The sequence below is a fragment of the Nonomuraea deserti genome (assembly GCF_004348685.1).
Classification (GTDB): domain Bacteria; phylum Actinomycetota; class Actinomycetes; order Streptosporangiales; family Streptosporangiaceae; genus Nonomuraea; species Nonomuraea deserti.
On sequence record NZ_SMKO01000009.1, the window covers coordinates 60,872 to 84,352 of the forward strand.

General features: G+C 73.0%; 20 protein-coding genes. 13 read left to right on the top strand and 7 right to left on the bottom strand.

Going from position 1 to position 23,481, the window contains the following annotated elements:
* Window positions 1–6 precede the first annotated feature (6 nt).
* Window positions 7–891, bottom strand: a complete 885-nt coding sequence (locus E1292_RS06015) for a MurR/RpiR family transcriptional regulator (protein ID WP_132592830.1) — start codon at window positions 889–891, stop codon at window positions 7–9.
* A gap of 139 nt (window positions 892–1,030) precedes the next feature.
* On the opposite strand from E1292_RS06015, the gene E1292_RS06020 reads away from it, so the two are divergent.
* Genes E1292_RS06020 through E1292_RS06035 form a run of 4 tightly spaced genes read left to right on the top strand, consistent with a single transcriptional unit; the run spans window position 1,031 to window position 4,883 of the window.
* Window positions 1,031–2,404 carry an MFS transporter gene (locus tag E1292_RS06020; protein ID WP_132592832.1) on the top strand — a complete coding sequence of 458 codons (1,374 nt, stop codon included), beginning with the start codon at window positions 1,031–1,033 and terminating at the stop codon, window positions 2,402–2,404.
* Window positions 2,401–2,841: a GAF domain-containing protein gene (locus E1292_RS06025; protein ID WP_132592834.1), complete on the top strand. Its 441-nt coding sequence runs from the start codon at window positions 2,401–2,403 to the stop codon at window positions 2,839–2,841. Before E1292_RS06020 ends, E1292_RS06025 begins: the two co-directional genes overlap by 4 nt.
* Entirely contained in the window at window positions 2,838–4,043 is a 1,206-nt protein-coding gene (locus E1292_RS06030) for a metal-dependent hydrolase family protein (protein ID WP_132592837.1), read from the top strand. The genes E1292_RS06025 and E1292_RS06030 overlap by 4 nt, the downstream gene beginning before the upstream one ends.
* 48 nt (window positions 4,044–4,091) lie before the next feature.
* Entirely contained in the window at window positions 4,092–4,883 is a 792-nt protein-coding gene (locus E1292_RS06035) for an alpha/beta hydrolase (protein WP_132592935.1), read from the top strand.
* Between the two features lie 37 nt (window positions 4,884–4,920).
* Here the strand turns inward: E1292_RS06035 and E1292_RS06040 are convergent, their stop codons facing one another.
* Entirely contained in the window at window positions 4,921–6,912 is a 1,992-nt protein-coding gene (locus E1292_RS06040) for a glycoside hydrolase family 71 protein (protein WP_132592839.1), read from the bottom strand.
* A gap of 247 nt (window positions 6,913–7,159) precedes the next feature.
* Between E1292_RS06040 and E1292_RS06045 the strand changes: the two genes are divergently transcribed.
* The 8 genes from E1292_RS06045 to E1292_RS06080 all read left to right on the top strand — a co-directional run bounded on the left by E1292_RS06045 (window position 7,160) and on the right by E1292_RS06080 (window position 17,182).
* A complete protein-coding gene (locus tag E1292_RS06045; protein WP_132592841.1) occupies window positions 7,160–8,968 on the top strand; it encodes an ABC transporter ATP-binding protein in 1,809 nt (602 codons plus the stop codon).
* Window positions 8,953–10,686: an ABC transporter ATP-binding protein gene (locus E1292_RS06050; protein WP_246089958.1), complete on the top strand. Its 1,734-nt coding sequence runs from the start codon at window positions 8,953–8,955 to the stop codon at window positions 10,684–10,686. Before E1292_RS06045 ends, E1292_RS06050 begins: the two co-directional genes overlap by 16 nt.
* Before the next feature lie 120 nt (window positions 10,687–10,806).
* Window positions 10,807–11,445 (top strand): TetR/AcrR family transcriptional regulator, encoded by a 639-nt coding sequence (locus tag E1292_RS06055; RefSeq protein WP_165974406.1) that lies wholly within the window; start codon window positions 10,807–10,809, stop codon window positions 11,443–11,445.
* Window positions 11,446–11,467: 22 nt separating this feature from the next.
* Window positions 11,468–12,301: a YbaB/EbfC family nucleoid-associated protein gene (locus E1292_RS53515; RefSeq protein ID WP_246089959.1), complete on the top strand. Its 834-nt coding sequence runs from the start codon at window positions 11,468–11,470 to the stop codon at window positions 12,299–12,301.
* Window positions 12,302–12,316: 15 nt separating this feature from the next.
* Window positions 12,317–12,640, top strand: a complete 324-nt coding sequence (locus E1292_RS06065) for a hypothetical protein (RefSeq protein ID WP_132592845.1) — start codon at window positions 12,317–12,319, stop codon at window positions 12,638–12,640.
* A gap of 1 nt (window position 12,641) precedes the next feature.
* A complete protein-coding gene (locus tag E1292_RS06070; RefSeq protein WP_132592847.1) occupies window positions 12,642–13,115 on the top strand; it encodes a WXG100-like domain-containing protein in 474 nt (157 codons plus the stop codon).
* An 18-nt stretch (window positions 13,116–13,133) separates the two neighbouring features.
* A complete protein-coding gene (locus E1292_RS06075) occupies window positions 13,134–16,763 on the top strand; it encodes an RHS repeat-associated core domain-containing protein (RefSeq protein WP_132592849.1) in 3,630 nt (1,209 codons plus the stop codon).
* Window positions 16,763–17,182 (top strand): hypothetical protein, encoded by a 420-nt coding sequence (locus tag E1292_RS06080; RefSeq protein WP_132592851.1) that lies wholly within the window; start codon window positions 16,763–16,765, stop codon window positions 17,180–17,182. The genes E1292_RS06075 and E1292_RS06080 overlap by 1 nt, the downstream gene beginning before the upstream one ends.
* A gap of 27 nt (window positions 17,183–17,209) precedes the next feature.
* On the opposite strand, the gene E1292_RS06085 is transcribed toward E1292_RS06080, so the two are convergent.
* Genes E1292_RS06085 through E1292_RS06095 form a run of 3 tightly spaced genes read right to left on the bottom strand, consistent with a single transcriptional unit; the run spans window position 17,210 to window position 20,474 of the window.
* Window positions 17,210–17,878, bottom strand: coding sequence for a GntR family transcriptional regulator (locus E1292_RS06085; RefSeq protein WP_132592853.1), 669 nt, complete (start codon window positions 17,876–17,878; stop codon window positions 17,210–17,212).
* Window positions 17,875–19,044 carry a CaiB/BaiF CoA transferase family protein gene (locus E1292_RS06090; RefSeq protein WP_132592855.1) on the bottom strand — a complete coding sequence of 390 codons (1,170 nt, stop codon included), beginning with the start codon at window positions 19,042–19,044 and terminating at the stop codon, window positions 17,875–17,877. Before E1292_RS06090 ends, E1292_RS06085 begins: the two co-directional genes overlap by 4 nt.
* Entirely contained in the window at window positions 19,041–20,474 is a 1,434-nt protein-coding gene (locus E1292_RS06095; RefSeq protein WP_220446681.1) for an aldehyde dehydrogenase family protein, read from the bottom strand. Before E1292_RS06095 ends, E1292_RS06090 begins: the two co-directional genes overlap by 4 nt.
* A 64-nt stretch (window positions 20,475–20,538) precedes the next feature.
* On the opposite strand from E1292_RS06095, the gene E1292_RS06100 reads away from it, so the two are divergent.
* Entirely contained in the window at window positions 20,539–21,702 is a 1,164-nt protein-coding gene (locus tag E1292_RS06100) for an acyl-CoA dehydrogenase family protein (protein ID WP_132592859.1), read from the top strand.
* A gap of 11 nt (window positions 21,703–21,713) precedes the next feature.
* On the opposite strand, the gene E1292_RS06105 is transcribed toward E1292_RS06100, so the two are convergent.
* Window positions 21,714–22,781, bottom strand: a complete 1,068-nt coding sequence (locus E1292_RS06105; RefSeq protein WP_132592861.1) for a C45 family autoproteolytic acyltransferase/hydrolase — start codon at window positions 22,779–22,781, stop codon at window positions 21,714–21,716.
* 62 nt (window positions 22,782–22,843) lie between these two features.
* Window positions 22,844–23,479: an FMN-binding negative transcriptional regulator gene (locus E1292_RS06110; protein WP_132592863.1), complete on the bottom strand. Its 636-nt coding sequence runs from the start codon at window positions 23,477–23,479 to the stop codon at window positions 22,844–22,846.
* Between the last annotated feature and the right edge of the window lie 2 nt (window positions 23,480–23,481).

Sequence of the window (23,481 nt, forward strand, 5' to 3'; positions counted from 1 at the left end):
GGGCGGTCAGGGGTGATCGCCCGCGATGGGGCGGCGGTGCAGGAGGCCGAACCTGCCCCACATGGCCTCCGCCGCCTCGATGGAGGCCCCCGTACGCGCCGGGTCGACGGCGGCGAGCTGGGTGACCAGCGCCTGCGCCACCGCCATCCCGGCCGTCAGCGACGGGAAGAACGCCTCCCCTTCCGCGGGCACCATCACCACCTCCTCGGCCGCCTCCGCCAAGGCGGGGCTGGCGGCGTCCGTCACCGCGAACACCCGCACGCCGCGCGAGCGCGCCACGTTCGCCGCCAGCACCGTGCTCTCGTACAGCCGCCAGAAGCTGATCGCCACCAGCACGTCCCCGTGCCCGATGGCGGCCATGGTGTTGGCCAGCTCCGCGTCGCCCAGGGTCACGGCCGTGACGGCATAGCCCGCCAGCCGGGCGTTGTGCGCGAGCGCCAGCCCGACGGCGGCGTAGCTGCCGTCGGCGACGATCACCGTGCGGCGGGCGGCGGCGACGGCCTCGGCGATCGTGAGCAGCACACCCTCGTCCATGCGCCGGTTGAGCAGCGCGAGGCTGTCGAGGTCGCGGCGGAGCGAGCGGGCGCTGGGCGAACCGTTGCCGCTGTGCTCGGCGGCGACCTGACCGGCGCTGAGCGAGGACAGGTAGCGGGCGCGCAGCTCCTGCTGGAGCGCGGGCCAGCCGGTGAAGCCGAGCGCCTGCGCCGTGCGCGTCACGGTCGCCACGTTGACCCCGGCCAGCTGGGCCAGCTCGCTGGCCGACCCGAACGACGCCCGGCGTGGCTGCGAGAGCAGGACCTCGAGCACGGCGGCGGCCTTGCCGCGCAGCCCGCGCTCGGGTAGCCGCGAGCGCAGCCAGTCTTCGAAGCTGTCGGTAGCGCGCTCTTCCACGTGATCCTCTCCTCGCCGGAATCATGCTACGCGCTCGCGCCGACGCCACCATGCAAAGACTATTGCAATTTCGACATTTCGCACTATATGTTGCTTCGCGTTCGACCTACTCGGCCACGACCTGGGAGAGGCTTGCCCCATGACCTTGCTGGCCCGCTTGGACCGCCTCCCGCTGAGCCGCCCGCACTACCTGCTCCTCCTGATCGGCGGGCTCGGCTACACCTTCGACGGCATGGACAGCGCCGTGGTCGCGTTCCTGCTGCCGAGCGCGCAGGAGGCCTGGGGACTGTCCAACGGCCAGCTCGGCATCATCGGGTCCGCGACACCGTTCGGGTTCCTCTTCGGCGCGACGGTCGCGGGCCTGCTCGGCGACCGGATCGGCCGCAAGAAGGTGATGATGTACGCACTCGCCTTCTACGCCGTCTTCTCGGTGGTCGCCGCGTTCGCCCCCACCTATGAGGTGTTCCTCGGGGCGCGGGTGCTGGCCGGAGCGGGCGCAGGAGCGGAGAGCGCGATCATCGCGCCGTTCCTGTCCGAGTTCGTGCCCGCCAAGCGGCGCGGGTGGTTCATCGGCGCGCTGGCCGGGTTCTTCTCGTTCGGGTTCGTGATGGCCGCCCTGATCGGGCGGTTCGTCGTGCCGACCATCGACGAGGGCTGGCGGGTCGCGCAGGTGATCACGGCGGTGCCCATCGTGATGCTGCTGTGGTGGCGGCGCTCGCTGCCCGAGTCGCCGCGCTTCCTGCTCCAGCAGGGCCGTACCGACGAGGCCGAGACCGTGGTCGCCGACCTGGAGCGCCGCGTCGAGCACGCCACCGGCCGACCGCTCCCACCGGTGCCCGACGCCGCCACCGCGCCCTCCACGGAGACGCCCAAGGTCAACCTCTGGAGCGCGCTCAAGTTCCTGTGGAGCCCGGCCATGGCCCGGCGCACCGGGATCATCTGGCTGGTCTGGTTCGTGATCACGTTCTCGTACTACGGGTTCTTCTCCTGGATCCCCACGCTGCTCGTGCAGCGCGGCATCACGGTGACCAAGAGCTTCGAGTTCTCGATCATCATCTACCTGGCGCAGATTCCCGGCTACTTCTCCGCGGCCTGGCTGTCGGAGCGGCTCGACCGCAAGAACACCATCGCGCTCTACCTCTCCGGCTCGGCCCTCAGCGCGTTCTGGTTGTCGCAGATGGAGACCCCCGTCACCATCACGCTCGCCGGCGCGGTGCTGTCGTTCTTCCTCAACGGCACGTACGCGGGCGTCTACTCCTACACCCCCGAAGTGTTCCCCACCTGGATCCGGGCCACGGGCACCGGCCTGTCGAGCGCGTTCGGGCGGGTCGGCAGCATCCTCGCCCCGACGATCATCGGTCTGTCGGCCGCGACCCTCGGCTTCGGCGGCGTGTTCGGCCTGACCACGGCGGTGCTGGCGGCCGGGGTGATCTGCGTGGTCGTGTTCGGGCTGGCCACGGCCGGCCGGTCCCTGGAAGAACTGACGGAACCCGCCAAGGAGGCGACCCGATGAACGGATTCCCCGAGCTGGAGGAGAGCGTGCGGCGAGAGGTGGGCGCGCGGCTCTTCACGGTGCTCGCCTGGATCCCCGGACGGCGCACGCTCCGCCGCGTCCACAGCAGCCACCCCGAGCAGTACCCGGTGGGAGGCGAGAAGAGCGTGGAGGTCGCCCAGGGCTGGCTGGCACAGTGCATAGAGGGCGGGCAGCCGTACCTCGGTGCGGACCGGGCCGCCGTACGGGAGATCTTCGCCGACCACGAGCTGATCGAGAGCCTGGGGTGCGGGGCGGTCATCAACGTGCCCGTGACCGAGGACGGCCGGGTGATCGGCGTGCTCAACCTGCTCGACGCCGAGGGCCGGTACGACGAGGCGTCGGTGGCCGCCGCCCGATCGCTCGCGCCCGCGGCCGTGCCCGCCCTGCGCGCGGCCGTCCAGGGAGGTGGCGCATGAGTCTGCTGCTCCGCGACGGCCTGCTGCTCGACGTGACGACCGGCGCGTACACCGAGGCCGACCTGCGCTGCGCCGGCGGCCGCATCGTCGAGACCGGCCCCAGGCTGAGCGCGCCTGACGGCACGCGCGTGGTCGATCTCGCGGGCGCGCACGTCGTGCCCGGCCTCATCGACGCGCACGTGCACGTCACCGCCTGCACCGCCGACCTCGGCGCCATCGGCTCCATGGCGCCGTCGTACGTGGCCGCGCACAGCGCCCGCATCATGAGCGGCATGCTGGACCGCGGCTTCACCACGGTGCGCGACGCGTCCGGCGCGGACTTCGGGCTGGCCGACGCCCAGGCGGAAGGGCTGATCCGCGGCCCCAGGCTGCTGTTCGGCGGCAAGGGGCTGAGCCAGACCGGCGGCCACGCCGACTTCCGCGGCCCCGGCGAGCACCTGCACGACGACCACCCGTGCTGCGCCGGCCTCGGCCGGGTCGCCGACGGCGTCGACGCGGTGCGCACGGCCGCCCGCGACGAGCTGCGCAAGGGCGCGCACCACATCAAGGTCATGGCCTCCGGCGGCGTGGCCTCCCCCACCGACCGGATCGACTCGACCCAGTACTCGATGGACGAGCTGCGCGCGGCCGTCGAGGAGGCCGAGGCCGCCAACCGGTACGTCGCCGCCCACGCCTACACGGCGCGGGCCGTCAACCGGGCGCTGGAGGCGGGCATCCGCTCCATCGAGCACGGCAACCTGATCGACGACGACAGCGTCGAGCTGTTCCTGCGGCACGACGCGTTCCTCGTGCCGACGCTGGTGACGTACTGGGCGCTCAAGGAGGAGGGCCGCGCGTTCGGGCTGCCAGAAGCGAGCGTGCGCAAGGTCGACGAGGTGCTCGGCGCGGGGCTGGCCGCGCTGGAGCGCGCCGCCCGCGGCGGCGTGCGCCTGGTCTACGGCACCGATCTGCTCGGCGGCATGCACCGGCACCAGAACCACGAGTTCCGGCTGCGCTGCGAGGTGCAGCAGCCGATCGACGTGCTGCGCTCGGCCACGACGGTCGCGGCCGAGCTGACCGGCATGGCGGGCGAGATCGGCACGCTGGACGTGGGGGCGCACGCCGACCTGCTGGTGCTCGACGGCGACCCGCTCGGCGACGCCGGCGTGCTGGCCGGCCCGGAGCACATCCGCCACGTCGTGCAGGCAGGCGTGATCGCCTGACGCTGTGCCGCCCGGGGCGGGATGCGTACCGTGGGCAGGGTGACGACGATGGCGCGCACCGCTCTGGTGATCGTCGCGGTGCTGGTCCTGCTCCTCGGGCTGCTCTGGATCTTCCAGCGACGGCTGATCTACCTGCCGGACGGCACGCGGGTGCCGCCCGCTGGCCAGGTCATCCCCGGGGCGCGCGACGTCTCGTTCACGACGGGCGACGGGCTCACGCTCGGAGCCTGGTACGTGCCCGGCGACCACGACGTGACCGTGCTGGTCGCCGGCGGCAACGCCGGCAACAGGCTGCACCGGGCGCCGCTGGCCAGGGCGCTGGCGGCGCGCGGCCTGCCGGTGCTGCTGATGGACTACCGCGGCTACGGCGGCAACCCGGGCACGCCCACGGAGGAGGGCCTGCGCCTCGACGCGCTCGCCGCGCGTGCCTTCCTGGGCGACGCGCGGGTGGTCTACTTCGGTGAGAGCCTGGGCGCGGGGGTGGTGACGGGGCTGGCGCGCGAGCGCCCGCCCGCGGGGCTGGTGCTGCGCTCGCCGTTCACCGACCTGGCGGCGGCGGGCCAGGAGGCCTATCCGTTCCTGCCGGTCAGGGCACTGCTGCGGGACCGCTTCCCGGTCTCGGAGCGCATCGCGGACGTGCGGGCGCCCGTCGTGGTCGTGTACGGCACGGCCGACACGATCGTGCCGCCCCGGCTGAGCAAGGCCGTGGCGAAGGCGGCGGCGGGTCCCGTCACGACCGTCGAGGTGCCCGGCGCCGGGCACAACGACCTGGCCCTGCTGGCCGGCCACGAGCTGATCGGCGCCGTGGCGGAGCTGGCCGGGCGGGTCCGCGGGCCGTAGTCCTGGCGCGGCCGGCCGCGCCAGGACGGGGTGCGTGCTAGCCGGAGCAGCCGGTGCCGCCGCCGGCGTGGTAGATCATGTCCTGGTACGTGACGCTGGTCCTGATCGGCGTCTTGCTCGTCAGGGCCTGGACGGTCTCGCCGTCACGCCGGAGCTCGAAGACCGGCGTCGTGCCCGGCACCATCGGTGCCTTGAACGACACCACGCCCGCGCTGGTGACCTCCTTGGTCTTCACGTCGGAGCCCTGCTTGATGACCAGCGTGCCCGGCTCCTTGACGAAGGCCAGCAACTCGACGTCGTCGACCGGCCCGGGACCCGCCGGGATGGTGAACTTGCCGGCCGTCTGCTTGCTCGTGTCGTAGGGGGCGTTCGCCTTGTGGCTGCGGTGGAAGTAGTAGAGGCCGTCGCGGACGATCTCAGGGGCCTCGCCCGTCTTGAACCACGTCGTGTAGTACGTGTTCACGTCGGCGAGCACCTCGCCGCGCACCTTGGAGGGCGCCTGCTGCGTCTCGCCGTAGTCGTTCCAGGTGACGAGCTGCACCCAGTCGGCCTTGCCGTCGATCGCCGACTTCCACGAGCCGCGCAGGGTGCTGCTGTTCTGCGCCTCCCAGTAGTGCAGCTCCTTGGCCCTGGTGTCCTCGAAGCCGATCGGGGCCATGTACGTCAGGCCGCGCGCGTGCGTGGCCTCGGAGGCGCGGCGGAACGCGTCCGTCACCTCGGGCCGGTTGGCCCCCCAGGAGGAGTAGCCGTGGACGTGGTCGTCCCACTCGGTCTTGCCGCTGCCGCTCCAGTAGTTGAACGACATCATCAGCGACGTCTTCATGCCCTTGGCGGCCAGCTCGTCCCGCACCTTCTGCCACCAGGAAGGCGGCTGGCGGTCGCCGTGGTACGGCGTGAGCAGCACGCTGCCGTCCGGCAGCGTGAAGAGTGACGGATGCCCCTTGACCAGCAGGACGTCGGAGACCACCTTCGCGACGGACGCGCCCGACTCGGTCGGGAAGTCCGGGCTGAGCATGATCTTGAAGCCGGGGTCGACGTTCCTGGCCGCGTCCAGCAGCTCCGGCAGGTGGTTCCAGCGCTGGTCGCTGGAGGTGTGGTGCTCGTAGACGAACCCGTCGAGGCCCTGCGCGATGGCCTGGCGCACCTCCATCTCGAAGTCGAGCCGGCGCCAGTGCGACTCCGGCCGCACGGAGCGGGTCACCGGGCGGTCCCTGAGGTAGCCGCCCCGGTCCCGGTAGGCGCCGCCTGAGCCGTCAGGGTCGAGCCAGGAAGCGTACTGGTCCTTCGCGGGGTCCTTGTTGTCGACGGACACGGGGAAGGGCGGGAAGTAGAACGCGAACGCCTTCTTGGCGGAGGCGCGCAGCGCGGCGACCGAGGGTTTGTCGAAGGGCAGCGCGGCGCAGGGCACGGGCGTGCCGGCGGTGTAGGTGACGGTCAGCTTGGGGCCGCGGTCGCCCGTCTCGCGCGAGGAGAACAGGACCGTCGTCGTCTCGTCGTTCCCGGTGAGGGCGAAGGAGTAGGTGCCGTTGCCGGTGACGGCGGACGAGACGTCCAGCTCGGCCTTCTCGCCGGCGGTGAAGCCGCTGTGCGAGGCGATCACGCCGCCGGTCTCCGGCCGGTCGTTCCAGACGGTGCCGCTCTCCGTCCAGTCGCCGGTGACCGTGCGGGCGGACAACTTCGTGGCGGTCGTCCTGGCGGAGGTGACGTCGAGGGTGGCCTTGACGTTCGTGGCGTCGCCGGGGATGCCGGAGACCTTGAACCTGGTGAGCGCGAGCCGCTGGGCGGAGGTCTTGCCGCCGCAGGTCGCGCCGCACACGGACATCCACGTGGCGGTGCCGAAGCTCTTGGAGGGCTCGGCCTGGCTGACGAACACGTCGGCCGTGGCGGGGACTGTGACGCGTTCCGCGGATAACGCGGTCGGGGACGTACGCGCGGGTAACGGGTGCGCGGGCGCCGCCGCGGCCGTCATGCCGATGGACAGGACGGCGGCGATCAACGTGGATCCCACCCGTCGGTGCCGGGAGAACATTGCCCTCCTAGGGGGTTCGTGCCGGAAGATCACCGTCAAGGTAAGGGGCGGGTGGATGCCTTGCGGTGACTTCAGGAAATGGAACGGGGCAAATCACCATAAATTACGCCTGGTCAGCGCATGATCACGAGGCGATGCACCCCTGCGCACCCCTAGACTCCGGGACCTTGTTAGGGAACCCTTGCCTATTCAAGACAGTCTGTAACAAAATAGCGGGCACCCCCGCACACCGCAGGAGGCCCATCCCATGACCATCACCGCCGAGGCGGCCGTCCCCGTGGCGCCCGCGCCGGACGGCGACGACACGCCCGCCCCCGGCCGCGCCGCGCTCATCGCGCTGCTCGCCCCCATCAGGCCACGGCTCATCGCCGCCGCCGCGTTCCAGGTCGTCTACGCGATCTCGGCGCTCGTGCCCTTCGTGTGCGTGGCGGAGCTGGCCCGCGTGCTGCTCAGCCCGGGAGCCGGCGGCCCCGGCCGGGTCTGGCCGATCGCCGCCCTGGCCGTCGCAGGGCTGCTGATCCGGTTCCTGTCGTTCGGGGTGGCCGGCGCGATCACCCACTTCGCGGACGCCGACCTGCAGCTCCACCTGCGTCGCCGGATGGCCGCGCACCTGTCGCGGGTGCCGCTGGGCTGGTTCGGCGAGCGCAACTCCGGCCACGTCAAGAAGGTGCTCCAGGACGACGTCAGGGAAATGCACCACCTGGTCGCGCACGCGGCGCTCGACCTGCTCGCGGCCGTGGTGACCCCGCTGGCCGCCCTGGCCTACCTGCTGTACGTCGACTGGCGGCTCACCCTCGTCGTGCTCATCCCGGTGCCGCTGTTCGCCGCCGCGTTCGCGATCATGATGCGCGGCTACGACGAGCAGATGCGGCGCTGGAGCGAGGCGAACACCCGGATCAGTTCGGCCGTGGTCGAGTTCGTGCAGGGCATCGCGGTGATCAAGACGTTCGGCCAGACCCGGCGCTCCTACCGGCGCTTCGCCGAGGCCGCCGACGACTTCGCCGACTTCTTCGGCGCCTGGGTGCGCCCCATGCTCCGGCTCAGCGGCCTGTCCATGGCGTTCATCTCGCCGCCCGCCATGCTGCTGGTGTCCGCGGCCGGCGGTGCGCTGTTCGCCGCGAACGGCTGGATCGAGCCGGTCGACGTGCTGCCGTTCGTGCTGGTCGGCGTGGCGCTGACGGCGCCCTTCCTGGTCCTGGACATGGGCTCGATGCGGCTGAGGAGCGCGGCCGAGTCCGCGGGGCGGGTGGCCGCGCTGCTGGACACGCCGCCGCTGCCCGAGCCCGAGACACCGGTGCGCCCCGTCGGCCACGCGGTCGACTTCCGCGACGTGTCGTTCTCCTACGACGGCACGACGCCCGTGCTGCGCGGGGTGAGCCTCTCGCTGGAGCCCGGCACCGTCACCGCGCTCGTCGGGCCGTCCGGGTCAGGCAAGTCCACGCTGGCCAAGCTGCTGCCCCGCTTCTACGACCCCGACAAGGGGGAGATCGTGGTCGGCGGCGCCGGCGTACGCACCATCGGCTCCGCCGAGCTGTACCACCATGTCGGCTTCGTCCTGCAGGACGTGCAGCTGCTGCGCACGTCCGTGGCGGACAACATCGCGCTCGGCCGCCCGGACGCGGGACGCGGGGAGATCGAGCGCATGGCCCGCGCCGCGCAGATCCACGACCGGATCGCGGAGCTGCCGCGCGGCTACGACTCGGTGATCGGCGAGGACGCCCACCTGTCCGGCGGCGAGGCGCAGCGCGTCGCGATCGCCCGCGCCCTGCTGGCCGACGCGCCGATCCTGGTGCTGGACGAGGCCACCGCCTTCGCCGACCCCGAGTCGGAGTCGGCCATCCAGGACGCGCTGTCCACGCTGGTGGCCGGGCGCACGCTGCTGGTCATCGCGCACCGGCTGAGCACGATCACCGGCGCCGACCAGATCGCCGTGCTCGACGGCGGCCGGATCACCGAACGCGGCACCCATGACGAGCTGCTCGCGGCGGACGGGCTCTACGCCCGGATGTGGGCGGCGCACGTACGCGACGACGAGCGGGATTGGACGAGAAGATGATCGGAGAGCTGGGCGCCGTCCTCGGCCGGGAACACGGCGCGCGCCTGCGCCGCAGCCTGCTCGCGATGGCCGTGTACGGCGTGCTGCAGGGCCTGTCGTTCGCCATGCTGGTGCCGGTGCTGCGGGCGCTGCTGTCGGGGGAGGCGGTCGGCCCGTGGCTGGCCGCGTTCGCCGCCGTGGTCGTGGCCACCGCCGTCGCCTCCTACGTGCAGGCCCAGTACGGCTACGCGGTCGGCCTGGCCGCGTTGCGCACCCTCTACCACCGGCTCGGCGACCACGTGGCCGGGCTGCCGGTCGGCTGGTTCAGCGCCGACCGCGTCGGGCGGCTCGGGCAGCTCGTCGGCAAGGGCGTCATGGACGTGATGAGCGTGCCCGCCCACCTGCTGCAGGTCGTGGTGAGCGCGGTGGCGGCGCCGGCGACCGTGCTGGTGTGCATGTTCGTCTTCGACTGGCGGCTCGGGCTGGCGGCCCTGCTCACGGCGCCGTTCCTGTGGCTGGCGTTCCGGTGGACGCAGAGCCTGGTGCAGCGGAGCGACACCGCGATGGACGACGCCGGGGCCGAGGGGGCCGACCGGGTGGTGGAGTTCGCCAGGCAGCAGCCCTCGCTGCGGGCGTTCGGGCGCACCGCCGACGGCTACGACCTGCTCGACGACGCGCTGGTGCGGCAGCGCAGCACGCTGCGGCGGCTGCTGCGCACCACGCTGCCGGGGCTGGGCACGGTCGCGCTGACCGTACAGCTCGCCTTCACCGCGATTCTGATCGCGGGCTGCGCGCTGGCGCTCGGTGGCGCGGTGGACGTGCCGGAGCTGGTCGGGGTGCTGGTGCTGGCCGTGCGGTTCACCGAGCCGCTGCTGGCCGCCGCCGACGTCGGCGGCGAGCTGCGCATGGCGCGCGGCAGCCTGCGCCGCATCAAGGCGGTGCTCGACACCCGGCCGCTGCCGGGCACCGGCTCGGCGCGGGCGGGCGAGCCGTCGGTCGAGCTGGACGGCGTCGGCTTCGCCTACGACGAGCGGCCGGTGCTGCGTGACGTGAGCTTCACCGTCGCCCCCCGCACCGTGACCGCCCTGGTCGGGCCGTCGGGCTCCGGAAAGACCACGCTCACCCGGCTCATCGCCCGCTTCTGGGACGCGGACTCGGGTGTGGTGCGGGTGTCGGGGAACGACGTGCGCGACTACGCGCCGGAGGACCTGATGGCGCAGCTGTCGATCGTGTTCCAGGACGTCTACCTGTTCGAGGGCACCCTGGAGGACAACATCAGGATCGGCCGTCCCGAGGCCACCGACGAGGAGGTGCGCGAGGCGGGCCGGCTGGCCCGGGTCGACGAGATCGCCGAGCGCCTGCCCGGCGGCTGGCAGGCCAGGATCGGCGAGGCCGGCGCCACGCTGTCGGGCGGCGAGCGGCAGCGGGTGTCCATCGCCCGCGCCATGCTCAAGGACGCCCCGATCGTGCTGCTCGACGAGGCCACCGCCGCGCTCGACCCGGAGAACGAGTCCGCCCTGATCGACGCGCTCGCCACGCTCGCTCGCGACCGCACCCTGCTCGTCATCGCGCACCGGCTGACCACGATCGCCGCCGCCGACCAGATCGTCATGCTGGAGGACGGCGCCGTCGTGGAGCGCGGCACCCACCAGGAGCTGCTCGATCTCGACGGCCGGTACGCTGCGTTCTGGTCGGAACGCACGCGAGCCCGCGGCTGGCGATTGACCCAGCCGGCATGAGTCCGGCGAGCCGCCCACGCCGCGACGTGCTCGTGCGAGGGGCGGGCACATGAGCGGGGATCGGGGAGCGTGATGGGCGGCGAGCAGGCGGGCCGAGGTGTCTCGGGGCGGGAGTGGCGCGTGCGCGGACGCCCGCGCGGCCGTCCCCCGCGCATCACCCGGCCCGCCATCGCCGACGCCGCCCTCGCGGTCGGCTTCGACAACCTCACCCTCGCCACCGTGGCCGACCGGCTCCAGGTCGCCCACTCGGCCCTCTACCGCCACGTCGCCGACCGCGAGGAGCTGGTCATGGTGGCGATCGACCGGGCCGTCGCGGCCGTCGCCTGGCCGGAGCCGACCGGCGAGTGGCGCTCCGACCTGGAGGCGCAGGCCGCCGCGCTCTGGCATCTGCTGGAGGGGCATCCGGGGCTGATCAAGGAGTTCCTCAGGCTCACCCGCTTCCCCGAGCAGGTGATGCTCCGCTTCGGCGCGGCGGTGCGCCGCCTGATCGACTGCGGCTTCACGGTCGAGAACGCCTTCCTCGCCGCCGACACCGTCTTCGACCTGACGATCGACGTGTTCAGCAGGGGCAAGCAGCTCGACGCGCCCGCCGGCGCGAGCGTCGTCCGCGACAGCACGGCCGACGCCTGGGCCGAGGCGGTGGGCGCGGAGCTCGCTCCCATCATGCGGCAGGCGCTCACGGACCCGGCCGCGACGTGGTTCGACCGCAAGCTGAAACTGGTGCTCGACGGAGTCGCCGCGAGCCTCGCGCCGCCCTGAGCCGGGCGGAGAAGCGCGACCCTTGGCCTCGGAGGCGGCCTGGGCGGGAGTCCTTTTATTGGGTTTTGGCGTATCCAGTACGCTCCTCATCGTGAGCGATCATCACGTCGGGGCTGGCCGCGACGACACGCGTGGGCGAAAGGCCGACGGCCCCGTGCACGTCGTGGTCGCCGGCGGCCGGGTGGTGTCGTGCCATGTGCGTCCCCGAGCGCTGGCCCTGCCACCGGAGGAACTGGCCGGGCACGTGCCGGCGGCCGTGAACGAAGCCCTTGACGACGATCAGGCCGGTCGATCGCCGGTCATCGACCCTCTCGCACTGGCCGGGCAGTTCCGGGAGATCCGCGACGATGTCGCGGCGCGGGCGGACGACATCACCGCCGCGATCCAGGCCAGCGCCTCGCGGCTGCGGCAGGAGGCTGAGGTGCCTTTCGAGGTTCCTGCGCTGGATCTCGGGCCGGCCTTCGACCGGCTCGCCGAGACGCTGGAGGCCATCGGGCGCGCGACCGCCGCCGAGCGTGCCACCGCCGAGGCCACCGGCGAAGGCGCGGCCGCGGGAGGCCTCGTCCATGCGGTCTGCCGGCCCGTGGGGCGCGTGGCGTCGGTGACCATCCGGCCTCGGGCGATGCGTGACTCGGCCCGGCTCGGCGAGGCCCTCACGACCGCCGTGAACCGGGCGTTGGACGACCTGGAGGCCGGCGTCCGGAAGCGCCGGCAGGCCGCGGGAGCCGACCCCGAGCAGATCTCCGCGCGACTCGCCGACCTGCGGGACCTGGGCGTCGAGGACCTTCGGGCGTTCGGGCGGGCGATGAACGACTTCATGGGCGGCATCAAGGCCGGCCCTCGACCGAACAGGTGAGACAGGACGTACGACATGGCCGCCGAGTTGGACATCGACTTTCCGCTGCTGGCGCGGTACACCGACGGGGTCGGCGACGTGCACGGCCACTCGCAGGAGGCCGCGCGTGCATACCTGGCCGAGATGGCCTCCTACGGCCGTCCATGGGGATCGAACAACGAGGTCGGCCAGGCCATCGACATGTGCTTCGGCGCCGTTCACGAGGCGTACACGCAGTGTCAGCAGGACAACCTCGAAGACTACGCCTCCTATCCTGACGCCCTGCGCAGGATGGCCGACGTCTACAGATCAGCGCAGGACGCCTCGACAGCACAGATCCGCCAGACTTTCGAAGGGTGACATGGGTCTTCAACTTCCCGATGGACAGCTCGCCGTCGTGGCCGCCTTCCTGGGGGCGGTCTTCCCCGACGGCGACGAGGACCAGGTCACGGCCATGGGCAAGGTCCCCGACCGGCACGCCGACCGGATGCAGGCGTTGCTGGCCGACGGCAGGGCATTCGCGCGGGCCGTCGTCTCCACCAACAAGGGCGACGCCATCACCGCGTTCGACGAGCACTTCGGCGACCCGGACAACGCGAGCGCCAACCTCCAGTCCGCCGCCACCGGCGTCAGGGTCGTCGGCCTCGGCCTGCTGGTCTGCGCGGCGATCGTGCTGGCGCACAAGGCCTACACGCTCTACCAGTACGGCCTCACCGCCGCGGCTCTGGCCTCCGCGGCCGGCACCGGGGGCACGATGCTCCCCTTGATACGGGAGGTCGGGCGGCGCCAGCTCGACCGGACGACGCAGGCGGCGACGGCAGCCGTGCTGGGCTGAGCCGCCGGAGACAGACGAATGGCTCTTTCCAGGGCCGGCCGCGGCCTGGCGGGGCAAGGCCTGTTCCGGGCGGCGGGGGCGTTCTTCAAGACCCGTGGCGCGCGGGCAGTTCTCGACGGCGCGGCTCGTGGCGCGGGCGCCGGGCCGCGGCGGGCGCCGGGTGCCGGAGCAGGCACCTGGCGGCGCTGGCGGAGTTATGCCGCGCGGGTCAGGACGAAGGACCCGATCGACGTGGCCAGCGGCGAGGTCGTGCTCCAGCAGGTCGACGTGGAGCTGCCCGGCGTGCTCCCGCTGGTGCTGGAACGCACCCACGTGTCGTCGTACCGGGCAGGACGGTCGTTCGGGGCGTCGTGGGCGTCGACGCTGGACCAGCGGCTGTTGTTCGGTGCGAGCGGCGTGCACTTCGTCGCGGCCGACGGCATGGTGCTCGCCTACCCGCCGGTGGGCGACACCCCGGTGCTGCCGGAATCCGGCCCGTGCTGGCCGCTGGCGGCCGGCGAGGCGGGCGGCTACACCGTCACGGACCCGCTGGCGGGACAGGCTCTGCGGTTCGCCCCTGACGGCAGGATCGTCGCCGTCGGCGACCGCAACGGCAACCGGATCGACGTCGACCACGACGCCGAGGGACGGATCACCGGCATCCGGCACTCCGGCGGTTACCGCATCGCCGTGCACACCGACGACACCGCCCGGGTCACGGCGTTACGGCTGGTGTCCGGCGGCCGGGATCTGGACCTCGTCCGTTACGCCTACGATGACGCGGGCCACCTGGCCGAGGTGTACGACTCCGCCGGCCGCCCCCTGTGCTTCGACTACGATCCCGAGGGACGGCTGGCCGGCTGGACCGACCGCAACGGGCACTCGTACCGCTACGTCTACGACGAGTGGGGACGCGGTGTCCGCGGGCACGGGAGCGGCGGGTTCCTCGACGTGGCGCTGGCCTACGACGACCGCGTCACGGTCATGACCGACTCGCTCGGGCACCGGACGACCTATCACCTCAACGACGCCGGCCAGGTGACCGCCGAGATCGACCCGCTGGGGCACGCCACCTGGTCGGAGTGGGACGAGCGCGACCGGCTGCTGTCCAGGACCGACCCGCTGGGCCGCACCACCAGGTGCTCCTACGACGAGGCGGGAAACGTCACCGCCGTCGTCCGCCCCGACGGCCGCCGGGTCACCGCCCGTTACGACGGGATCGGGCTCCCCGTCCAGGTGACGGATGCCGACGGGACGGTGTGGCGGCAGGAGTACGACTCGCGCGGCAACCTCGTGGCGCTGACCGACCCCGCCGGCGCGACCACCCGATACACCTACGACGAGCGGGGCGGCCTGTCGGCGGTCACCGACCCGCTGGGGGCGCTGACCCGCATCGTCAATGACGACGCGGGACTGCCGGTCAGCGTCACCGACCCGCTCGGCGCGACGAGCCGCTGCGTCCGCGACCCGCTCGGCCGGGTGATCGAGACGATCGACCCGCTCGGCCATCGCACCGCCTTCACCTGGACGGCCGAAGGCCTCCTCACCTCCGTGACCCTGCCGGGCGGGCAGACGGAGCTCTGGTCCTACGACGGCGAAGGCAACCTGGTCACGCACGTGGACGCCGCGGGCCGCATCAGCCGCACCGCGTACGGGCCCTTCGACGTGCCCACGTCCAGGGTCGAGCAGGACGGCGCCCGCCTCGCGTTCGCCTACGACACGGAGTTGCGGCTCACCGCCGTCACCGACCCGCGGGGGCTGGTGTGGCGCTACGCCTACGACCCGGCCGGCAACCTGGTGCGGGAAACCGACTACAACGGCCGGGTGCTCCGTTACGCCCACGACGACGCCGGCCGGCTGGTCGAGCGGGTCAACGGAGCCGGCCAGCGCGTCCGCTACACCCGCGACCTCCTGGGCCAGGTGATCGGGCAGCGTGCCGGCGACGAGGTCGCGACCTTCGCCTACAGCCCCACCGGCCGCCTGGTCAGCGCGGTGAACGCCGACGCCGACGTCAGGTTCGAGCACGACGCGCTCGGCCGGGTGGTGGCCGAGACGTGCAACGGCCGCCGGCTCGACTCCGCCTACGACGCGGCGGGCCGCCGCGTGCTGCGCCGCACGCCGTCCGGCGCGGAGGCCTCCTGGGAGTACGACTCCGCGAACCGGCACGTCGCCCTGCGCACGGCGGGCCGCGCCCTGGTTTTCGCCCACGACGCCGCCGGGCGGGAGACCAGCCGCCGGCTCGGTCCCGGCGCGACGCTCGCCCAGGACTGGGGGCCCGGCGACCGGCTCGTCCGCCAGACGCTGCGCGGCGCCGGCGGCATCGTCGAGCGGCGCGCCTACTCCTACCGGCCGGACGGCGCGCTCGCCGGCATCGAGGACCGCACGGCCGGGGCCAGGCGCTTCGACCTGGACGCCGCCGGGCGGGTGACGGCCGTCCAGGCGGCGGGCCGGCACGAACGCTACACGTACGACGCCGCCGGCGGCCTCGCCCGCACCGACGGCACCGGAGGGGCGGCCCGCGACGACACGCTCGGCGGGCGCGCGTACGCCGGCGCGCTGCTCCGCTCGGCCGGGCAGGTCCGCTACGACTACGACGGGCAGGGCAGGGTCGTCCTGCGGCGGCACGCGGACGGCTCCCCGCCCTGGCGCTTCGGCTGGGACGCCGACGACCGGCTCACAGGCGTCACCACTCCCGGCGGGCAGCGCTGGCGTTACCGGTACGACGCGCTCGGTCGCCGCGTGGCCAAGCAACGGCTGGCGCGCGACGGTCGCACGGTCGTCGAGCAGACCGACTACACCTGGGACGACGCCGTGCTCGCCGAGCAGACGACGGCGGTCGTCACGGGTGCCACCCCGCGCACGGTCACCTGGGACTACGAGCCCGGAGGCGTGCGGCCGCTCACCCAGACCGAGCGGGACGGGTCCGGCCGGCGGTTCTACGGCATGGTCACCGACCTCGCCGGCTCCCCGGCCGAGCTGGTCGACGACGCCGGCGAGCCGGTCTGGCGGCACGCGGCCACGCTGTGGGGCCGCGGCCTTCCGCAGGCCCGTGAGGGAGTGGACTGCCCGCTCAGGTTCGCCGGCCAGTATTTCGACCCGGAGACCGGGCTCCACTACAACAATCAGCGCTACTACGATCCCGCCACGGCCCGCTACCAGAGCCCCGATCACCTTGGCCTGACGCCGCAGCCCGACCCGTACGCCTACGTCGCCAACCCGCTGACCTGGACCGACCCGCTGGGCCTCGCCCCCTGCCGGGTCTTCTTCAACGATCTGGCGCTCAAAGTCCGCAGCTGGCGGGAGAAGGGGCCACGCTGGGCCGTCGCCCTGCAGCTGGCCAAACGCGACAACCGGCGGCTGAACCGCAGCCTCGGCGAGGCGTCCGCCCCCGCGCCCAACAGCACGGTGCGTGACCTCCTGCAGCTGAAGGCGGGCAATCCTCAGTACGCTGGCAGGGCGGCGGGCGCGTCGAAGCGCTCGGACGCCGAGCTGCTGCAGTCGGTCTTCCGCCCGCGCGACGGCCAGTACATGGCGGTGCACCCGGCGCACCCGGGCACGATCCTGCAGGGCAACCACCGGCGGATGGCGCTCATCAAGCGGGCGGAAGACGCGGACTCGGAGATCACTCTGGACACTCCGGTCTTCGTCAACAACTTCAGGAGAAGCTGATGCGTATGTTGGGCAAGCGGAAGTGGCCGAGCATCGACCTCTACGCGCCCGGCGGCAGGGGCGACATCAAGAAGCCGTCCCTGGCCGACTATGACCGGCTCGCACGGACCGCCCGCGATCAAGGCAGGGCCGCCGTCGGCCGGCCGGGCTGGATGGCCGGGCACCGGGGCCGGATCCGTTCGCTGTTCGCGGTGGTCTTCGGCGCCGAAGGACCCGGGGTCTACCGGTGCCTGGTCACCGCCGTCCTGGACGACGGCTCGGGAGGAAGCTTCACCCTCGACGTGTCCCGCGGGGACTACGACGCCCTGGCCGACGTCACCACGGACGAGCTGGTGGAGATGGCGCACCTCCACCTGCTGCACATGCCGCCCATCGACCTCGACCCGGATCAGCGAGAGACATGGGAGCACACGGAGTAGCCTCCCGCGCGGACGAGGCTCGCGCTGTCACGGTGACGCGGGGAGCAGGGACTCCAGCTCGGCGACCGCGTGGTCGCGGTGGACGTCGAGGGTGGCGACGGCCTCGTCGGCGGAGCGGCGTCGGAGCGCGTCGAGGGTGGCCCGGTGCTCCTTGACGACCCGCTCGCGGTTGCCCCCGTCGCCGTAGTACATCGACCGGTAGGCGTCCGTCGTGTCCCACAAGGTCCTGATCAGCCGGGCCAGCCGGGGCATGCCCGCGCAGTCGAACAGCGTCATGTGGAACAGCCGGTTGGCCGTGGCCATGGCGAGCACGTCGCCCGCCGCGGCGGCCCGCTCGACGTCGCTCTGCGCGGCCTCCAGCCGGTCGACGTCGGCGTCGGTGAGACGGGGCACGGCCCGGCGCACGGCCTCCTCCTCCAGCAGCTCGCGGATGCGGTAGACCTCGCGCAGGTCGTCGAGCGAGAGCGTCGCGACGCAGTAGCCCTTGTGCGCCTTGTAGGTGACCAGGCCCTCGCCCTCGAGCGTCTTGAGCGCCTCGCGCAGCGGCACCCGGCTGACCTGGAGCTCCTCCGCCAGCGCGTCCTGCCTGATGGGGGCGCCGGGGCGCAGGCGGCCGGTCGTGATGGCGCGGCGCAGCTCGGCCAGCACGAACTGCTGGGCCGTCGGCGGCCTGCGCCCTGCCCCGTCCGAACTCACGGCCCCAATATCTCACGAACCCAGGCGTCGTCCTGCCCGAGCTCCGGCGGCGGACAGCGGTAGGAGGGCGGGGTGGCGCTGAGGCGTACGGGGGCGGCGACCTGGCCGACCCCGTCGAGCCGTACGGACGGCTCCAGGCCGAGCTCCTCGGCGAGCGCGAACGCGGCGGCCAGGTCGTTGATCGGGCCGCAGGGCACCCCGGCGGCGGTGAGCAGCCCGAACCACTCGTCCGCCGGACGGGCCCGCAGCGCGTCGTCGAGCGCGGATACCAGCCCGTCGCGGGCGGCGACCCTGCCCGCGTTGGTGGCGTACCGGGGGTCCGCGGCGAGGTCCGGCCGGTCGAGCACCGCGCAGAGGGCCCGGAACTGGCGGTCGTTCCCGGCCGCGATCACCATGGGGCGGTCGGCCGCGTGGAACACCTCGTACGGGACGATGCTGGGATGCCGGTTGCCCATGGCCTCCGGCACCACCCCGGCGGCGGCGTAGGCGGAGGAGTGGTTGGTCAGCGCCGACAGCAGGGAGGAGAGCAACGACACCTCGACCCGCTGGCCCTGATGCGGCCGGCCGGTTCCGGTGACGTGGCCGCCCTCGCCCGTGCGGTCGCGGTGGCGGAGTGCGGCCAGGACGCCGAGCGCGGCGTGCAGGCCGGTGATGACGTCCACGAGAGCCACGCCCGCCTTGGTGCCGGGCCCGTCCGGCTCGCCCGTGACGCTCATCAAGCCGCCCACGGCCTGCGCGATCAGGTCGTACCCCGGCAGCCCCGCCCCGGCGCCGGACCCGAACCCGGTGATCGAGCAGTACACCAGCCCCGGGTTGAGCGCGCGCAGCGCGTCGTAGCCGAGCCCGAGCCGGTCCATCGTGCCCGGCCTGAAGTTCTCCACCAGCACGTCGGCCCGGGTGGCCAGCGCCCGCGCGACCTCCAGGTCCGCCTCGTCGCCGAGGTCGAGGGCGATCGAGCGTTTGTTGCGGTTGACGCCGAGGAAGTAGGTCGCCTGCCCGCCGGGCGCGTACGGCGGGCCCCAGGCGCGGGTGTCGTCCCCCGTGCCCGGCCGCTCCACCTTGACGACCTCCGCGCCCAGGTCGGCCAGGAGCATCGTGGCGTAGGGCCCGGCCAGCACCCGGCTGAAGTCGGCCACCAGCAGCCCGGACAGCGCCCCACCGGTCACGCCGGCGCCCCGAGGTAGACGGTCACCGTCCGGGTGAAGAACTCCCTGGCCGCCCGTCCCTGCTCCTTGGGCCCGAACCCGCTCTGCTTGAGCCCGCCGAACGGCACGTGCGGGAACGTCCCCGCGGACTCGGAGTTGATGTGCAGCACGCCGACCTCCACCCGGTCGACGGCCGACAGCGCCACCCCGAGGTCGCGGGTGAAGATCGCGGCGGACAGCCCGTGGTCGCTGAGGTTCGCCAGGCCGAGCGCCTCCTCCGCGCCGGACGCCCGCACGGCCCCCACGACGGGCCCGAACAGTTCGGTACGCCAGAAGTCCACGCCGGTTCCCGGCAGGTCGAGCACGGTCGGCGGCACGAACCATCCTTCACCGGCGTGCGGTTCCGCGCCGGCCAGCGGCCTGGCGCCCTCGTCGACGGCCCGTGTCACCCCGGCGGTCACCCGGTCGCGGGCGGCCGAGCTGACGAGGGGGCCCATGTCGACGCCCGCCTTCAGGGGGTCGCCCACGACCAGGCGCGCGGCGCGTTCCGCCACCCGTTCGAGCAGGTCGTCGGCCACGCCGGAGTCGACGATGAGCCGCGAGGTGGCCGTGCACTTCTGCCCGGTGGACCGGAACGCGCCCAGGCACACCTGCTCCGCGGCGTGGTCGAGGTCGGCGTCGGCGAGCACGATGGAGGCGTTCTTGCCGCCCATCTCCGTCTGCACGGGTTTGCCCAGTTCGCCGCAGCGGGCGATGACCGCCCGGCCGACCGCCGTGGAGCCGGTGAACGACACGGCGTCCACGCCGGGGTGGTCGACGATGGCGGAGCCCGCGGCGGCCTCGCCGTGGACGAGGTTGAGCACGCCGTCGGGCAGGCCCGCCCTGGTCAGCGCCTGCGCCAGCCGGTAGGCCAGCAGCGGCACCAGCGAGGACGGCTTCCACACCACGGTGTTGCCGTGGCTGAGCGCGGGGCCGATCTTCCAGGCGGGGATGATGATGGGGAAGTTGAACGGCGTGATCAGGCCGGCGACGCCGATCGGCTTGCGGACGACGAGCACGTTCTCGCCGGGGCGCGGGGAGGCGTAGACCTCGCCGTTCTCCCGGTCGGCCTCGGCCGCGTGATAGCGCAGGATGCGGGCCGCGCCGCGCACCTCGGCGACCGCCTCGGGCAGCGTCTTGCCCTCCTCGCGGGCCAGCTCGGCGCCCCACGCGTCGGCCTCGGCGTCCACGAGGCCGGCGGCGGCGGTGAGCACCGCGGCGCGGGCGTGGTGGGGGGTGGCCGCCCAGCCGGGCGCCGCCTTCCTGGCGGCGGTCACGGCCCGCTCCACCTCGAAGCTGGAGGCGAAGCGCCCGCGTGCCACCACTTCGCCCGGCCGGGCGGGGTTGGTGTCGGCGAACTCTTCGCCGTCCCCTTCGACCCAGCGGCCGTCGATGAGATTGAGAACGTCCATGGTCAACGCACCCTAACCGTGACATATTGGATTTTCAATATTGGATCCAAAATATGGAGAGGTCATGATCGCACCCACCGCGCTGTTCGCCCTCGACACGCTGCTGACCGAGGAGGAACGCGAGATCAGGAGCACGGTCAGGCGCGTCTGCGACCGGGAGATCCGGCCGCACGTCGCCGGCTGGTTCGAGGACGGCGAGCTGCCGGCGCGCGAGCTGGCCCGCACGCTCGGCTCGGTCGGCGTGCTCGGCATGCACCTCGACGGCTACGGCTGCGCGGGCATGGGCGCGGTCTCGTACGGGCTGGCCTGCCTGGAGCTGGAGGCGGCCGACTCCGGGCTGCGCAGCCTGGTGTCGGTGCAGGGGTCGCTGGCCATGTACGCCATCTGGAAGTACGGCAGCGAGGAGCAGAAGCAGGAGTGGCTGCCCGCGATGGCGGCCGGCGAGCGCATCGGCTGCTTCGGCCTGACCGAGCCCGACTTCGGCTCCGATCCGGGGGGCATGCGCGCCACGGCCAAGCGCGAGGGCGGCGACTGGGTGCTGAACGGCACCAAGATGTGGATCACCAACGGCTCGGTGTCGGACGTCGCGGTGGTCTGGGCCCGCACGGACGAGGGCGTCAGGGGTTTCCTGGTCCCCGCGGGCACGCCGGGCCTCACCGTGAACGACGTCAAGCACAAGATCTCGCTGCGCGCCAGCGTGACCAGCGAGCTGGTGCTCGACGGGGTGCGGCTGCCCGGCGAGGCGATGCTGCCGGGCGCCAGGGGCCTGTCCGGGCCGCTCGGCTGCCTCAACGAGGCGCGGTTCGGGATCGTGTTCGGGTCGATGGGGGCGGCGCTCGACTGCCTGGAGACCGCGATCGCGTACGCGGGCGACCGTGAGGTGTTCGCCAGGCCGCTCGCCTCCTTCCAGCTCACCCAGGAGAAGCTCGCCGACATGGCCCTGGAGCTGGGCAAGGGCCTGCTGCTCGCGGTGCACCTCGGACGGCTGAAGGAGGCCGGCACGATCACGCCCGAGCAGGTGAGCGCCGGCAAGCTGAACAACGTGCGCGAGGCCCTGGAGATCGCCAGGAAGTGCCGCACGCTGCTCGGCGCGAGCGGCGTCACCCTGGAATACCCGGTGATCAGGCACTCCGTGAACCTGGAGTCCGTGCTGACCTACGAGGGGACGTCGGAGATCCACACGCTGGTGCTGGGCAAGGCGCTCACCGGGATCAGCGCGTTCAGCTGACCGGCCGCCGATCAGAACGTCTGCCAGGTCGCCTCGGTCACCTGGCAGGGCCCGCCCTGGTGCACCCGCAGCCGCCCGGCCCGCAGGTCGAGCCCGATCGTGGCCAGCGTCTCCCACCGCTGGTCGATCGGCTGCGCCGGATCGGGGTGGGCGCACACGGGCGCGTCCTCGGGGCCGTGGCTGAGCAGGGCGAGCGCGCGTTTGGTGAGGTCGTCGCCGCTGAGCTCCCCGGCGTGGTCGCGCAGGTGCCGCAGCCGGGCGTACGTGCCGGGCCGCTCGGTGGCGTGCCGCTCCCCCTCGGCCAGCGCCGGGTCGAGGAAGTGGTTGCAGTGCAGCAGGACGCCGCCGGGATCGGGTGGGATGACGGCCACGCCGGCCGGGGAGATCTCGATCGCGCCCGCGCCGCCCGCGGTCACGGCGGTGATGACGGTGGAGGCCGACACCGTGGCCGAGCGGGCGATGCCGGCGGCCTCCTCGACGGTGGCCGCCTCGTCCAAAATGCGGCGGGCGATCAGGTGCACGGGCACGCCGACCTCGGCGGTGTCGGCGTCGTGGCGCAGGATGTTGAAGTGCACGCCCAGGCCCGCCGTGTTCACCCCGATCTTGGCCAGCGCCCCCGACTCGGTGAACGTGCGCACGACGTGCCCGGGGCGGGGCTCGAACTCCCACAACATGGGGGCGTCGCGCAGGTGGTCGTGCCAGTCCCAGGTCTGCACCGTACGCGGCGGCAGGCCGGGGCCCGGCAGCACGACGGAGGTCGAGCACTCCCCCTCGCCGGTCGCGTGGAGGGCGGCCAGGATCTCGGTCCTGGCGTTGACCACGGCGACCTGCCACGGCTCCAGCCCCGCCCCGGACGCGATCCCGGCGATCTCGTCGGCCAGCCGGGGCGCCCAGGCGGCGCTGCGGTCGAGCGCCCGCTCGCCCCACGCGCGGACCTGCGCGGGAGTGGCGCCGGCGACCCTGAACAGGTCGCCGTAGCCGGCGAGGTTGGCGGCGATGGCCGCGCGGCGGTGGGAGCCGAGTTCCTCGCCGCGGGCTCGGGGTTCGCTCTGGCTGGACGTGAAAGTAGGAAATGTCATGACTCGACCCTCAGCCCTGTCCGTCTGTCCTGTCCATCAGCGCCGTCCATCAGCGCCGTCCCTCAGCCCTGTCCATCAGCCCTGTCCCTCAGCGCTGCGCACCCGGCTTCGCGCATCAGCGCCGCGAGCCCCGGGTTCTCGGTGGCCACCGCGTCGCGGACCCTGGCGTACCTTTCCGCGTCGAGGTCCTGGCTCAGCTTGAACATGCTCTGTTCCGTACGCACGTGGACCCGGAACGCCACCACCCCCGGCAGCAGCGCGCGGAACCGGTCACGGGACGCCGGAGTGGGCTCCCACGCGGGCTCCCGCAGCGACTCAAGGGCCGTGACCGTCCGCTCCACCACGTCGAGCGCGTCGTCCACGAGTTCCACCCGGCCGGTCAGGTGCACGGCCGCGTAGTCCCAGGTCGGCACGGCCGGATCGGTGGCGTACACGGTGGGCGAGACGTACCCGTGCGGTCCTGAGAAGATCACCAGCACGTCGGGCGAGCCCTCGAACGAGCGCCAGTGCGGGTTGGCGCGGGCCATGTGGCCGAGCAGCGTGCCGCCGGCGACGGCGGCCCCTTCGAGGATGACGGGCACGTGCGTGGCGACGGGCACGCCGTCCACCGCGCTCACGACCAGCGCGAACGGGTTCTCCCTGATCAGCGCGGACACCTGCGCCGGGTCCTCGGCGGCGTAACGGGGGAAGGTGTGCATGC

Bases quoted from the DNA above. Each gene is read 5' to 3' on its own strand.
- E1292_RS06065 (WP_132592845.1), top strand. From the start codon at position 12,317: ATGGCCGCCGAGTTGGACATCGACTTTCCGCTGCTGGCGCGGTACACC.
- E1292_RS06075 (WP_132592849.1), top strand. From the start codon at position 13,134: ATGGCTCTTTCCAGGGCCGGCCGCGGCCTGGCGGGGCAAGGCCTGTTC.
- E1292_RS06035 (WP_132592935.1), top strand. From the start codon at position 4,092: ATGGCGCGCACCGCTCTGGTGATCGTCGCGGTGCTGGTCCTGCTCCTC.
- E1292_RS06030 (WP_132592837.1), top strand. From the start codon at position 2,838: ATGAGTCTGCTGCTCCGCGACGGCCTGCTGCTCGACGTGACGACCGGC.
- E1292_RS06045 (WP_132592841.1), top strand. From the start codon at position 7,160: ATGACCATCACCGCCGAGGCGGCCGTCCCCGTGGCGCCCGCGCCGGAC.
- E1292_RS06070 (WP_132592847.1), top strand. From the start codon at position 12,642: ATGGGTCTTCAACTTCCCGATGGACAGCTCGCCGTCGTGGCCGCCTTC.
- E1292_RS06025 (WP_132592834.1), top strand. From the start codon at position 2,401: ATGAACGGATTCCCCGAGCTGGAGGAGAGCGTGCGGCGAGAGGTGGGC.
- E1292_RS06040 (WP_132592839.1), bottom strand. From the start codon at position 6,912: ATGTTCTCCCGGCACCGACGGGTGGGATCCACGTTGATCGCCGCCGTC.
- E1292_RS06080 (WP_132592851.1), top strand. From the start codon at position 16,763: ATGCGTATGTTGGGCAAGCGGAAGTGGCCGAGCATCGACCTCTACGCG.
- E1292_RS06110 (WP_132592863.1), bottom strand. From the start codon at position 23,479: ATGCACACCTTCCCCCGTTACGCCGCCGAGGACCCGGCGCAGGTGTCC.
- E1292_RS06095 (WP_220446681.1), bottom strand. From the start codon at position 20,474: ATGGACGTTCTCAATCTCATCGACGGCCGCTGGGTCGAAGGGGACGGC.
- E1292_RS06100 (WP_132592859.1), top strand. From the start codon at position 20,539: ATGATCGCACCCACCGCGCTGTTCGCCCTCGACACGCTGCTGACCGAG.
- E1292_RS06020 (WP_132592832.1), top strand. From the start codon at position 1,031: ATGACCTTGCTGGCCCGCTTGGACCGCCTCCCGCTGAGCCGCCCGCAC.
- E1292_RS06105 (WP_132592861.1), bottom strand. From the start codon at position 22,781: ATGACATTTCCTACTTTCACGTCCAGCCAGAGCGAACCCCGAGCCCGC.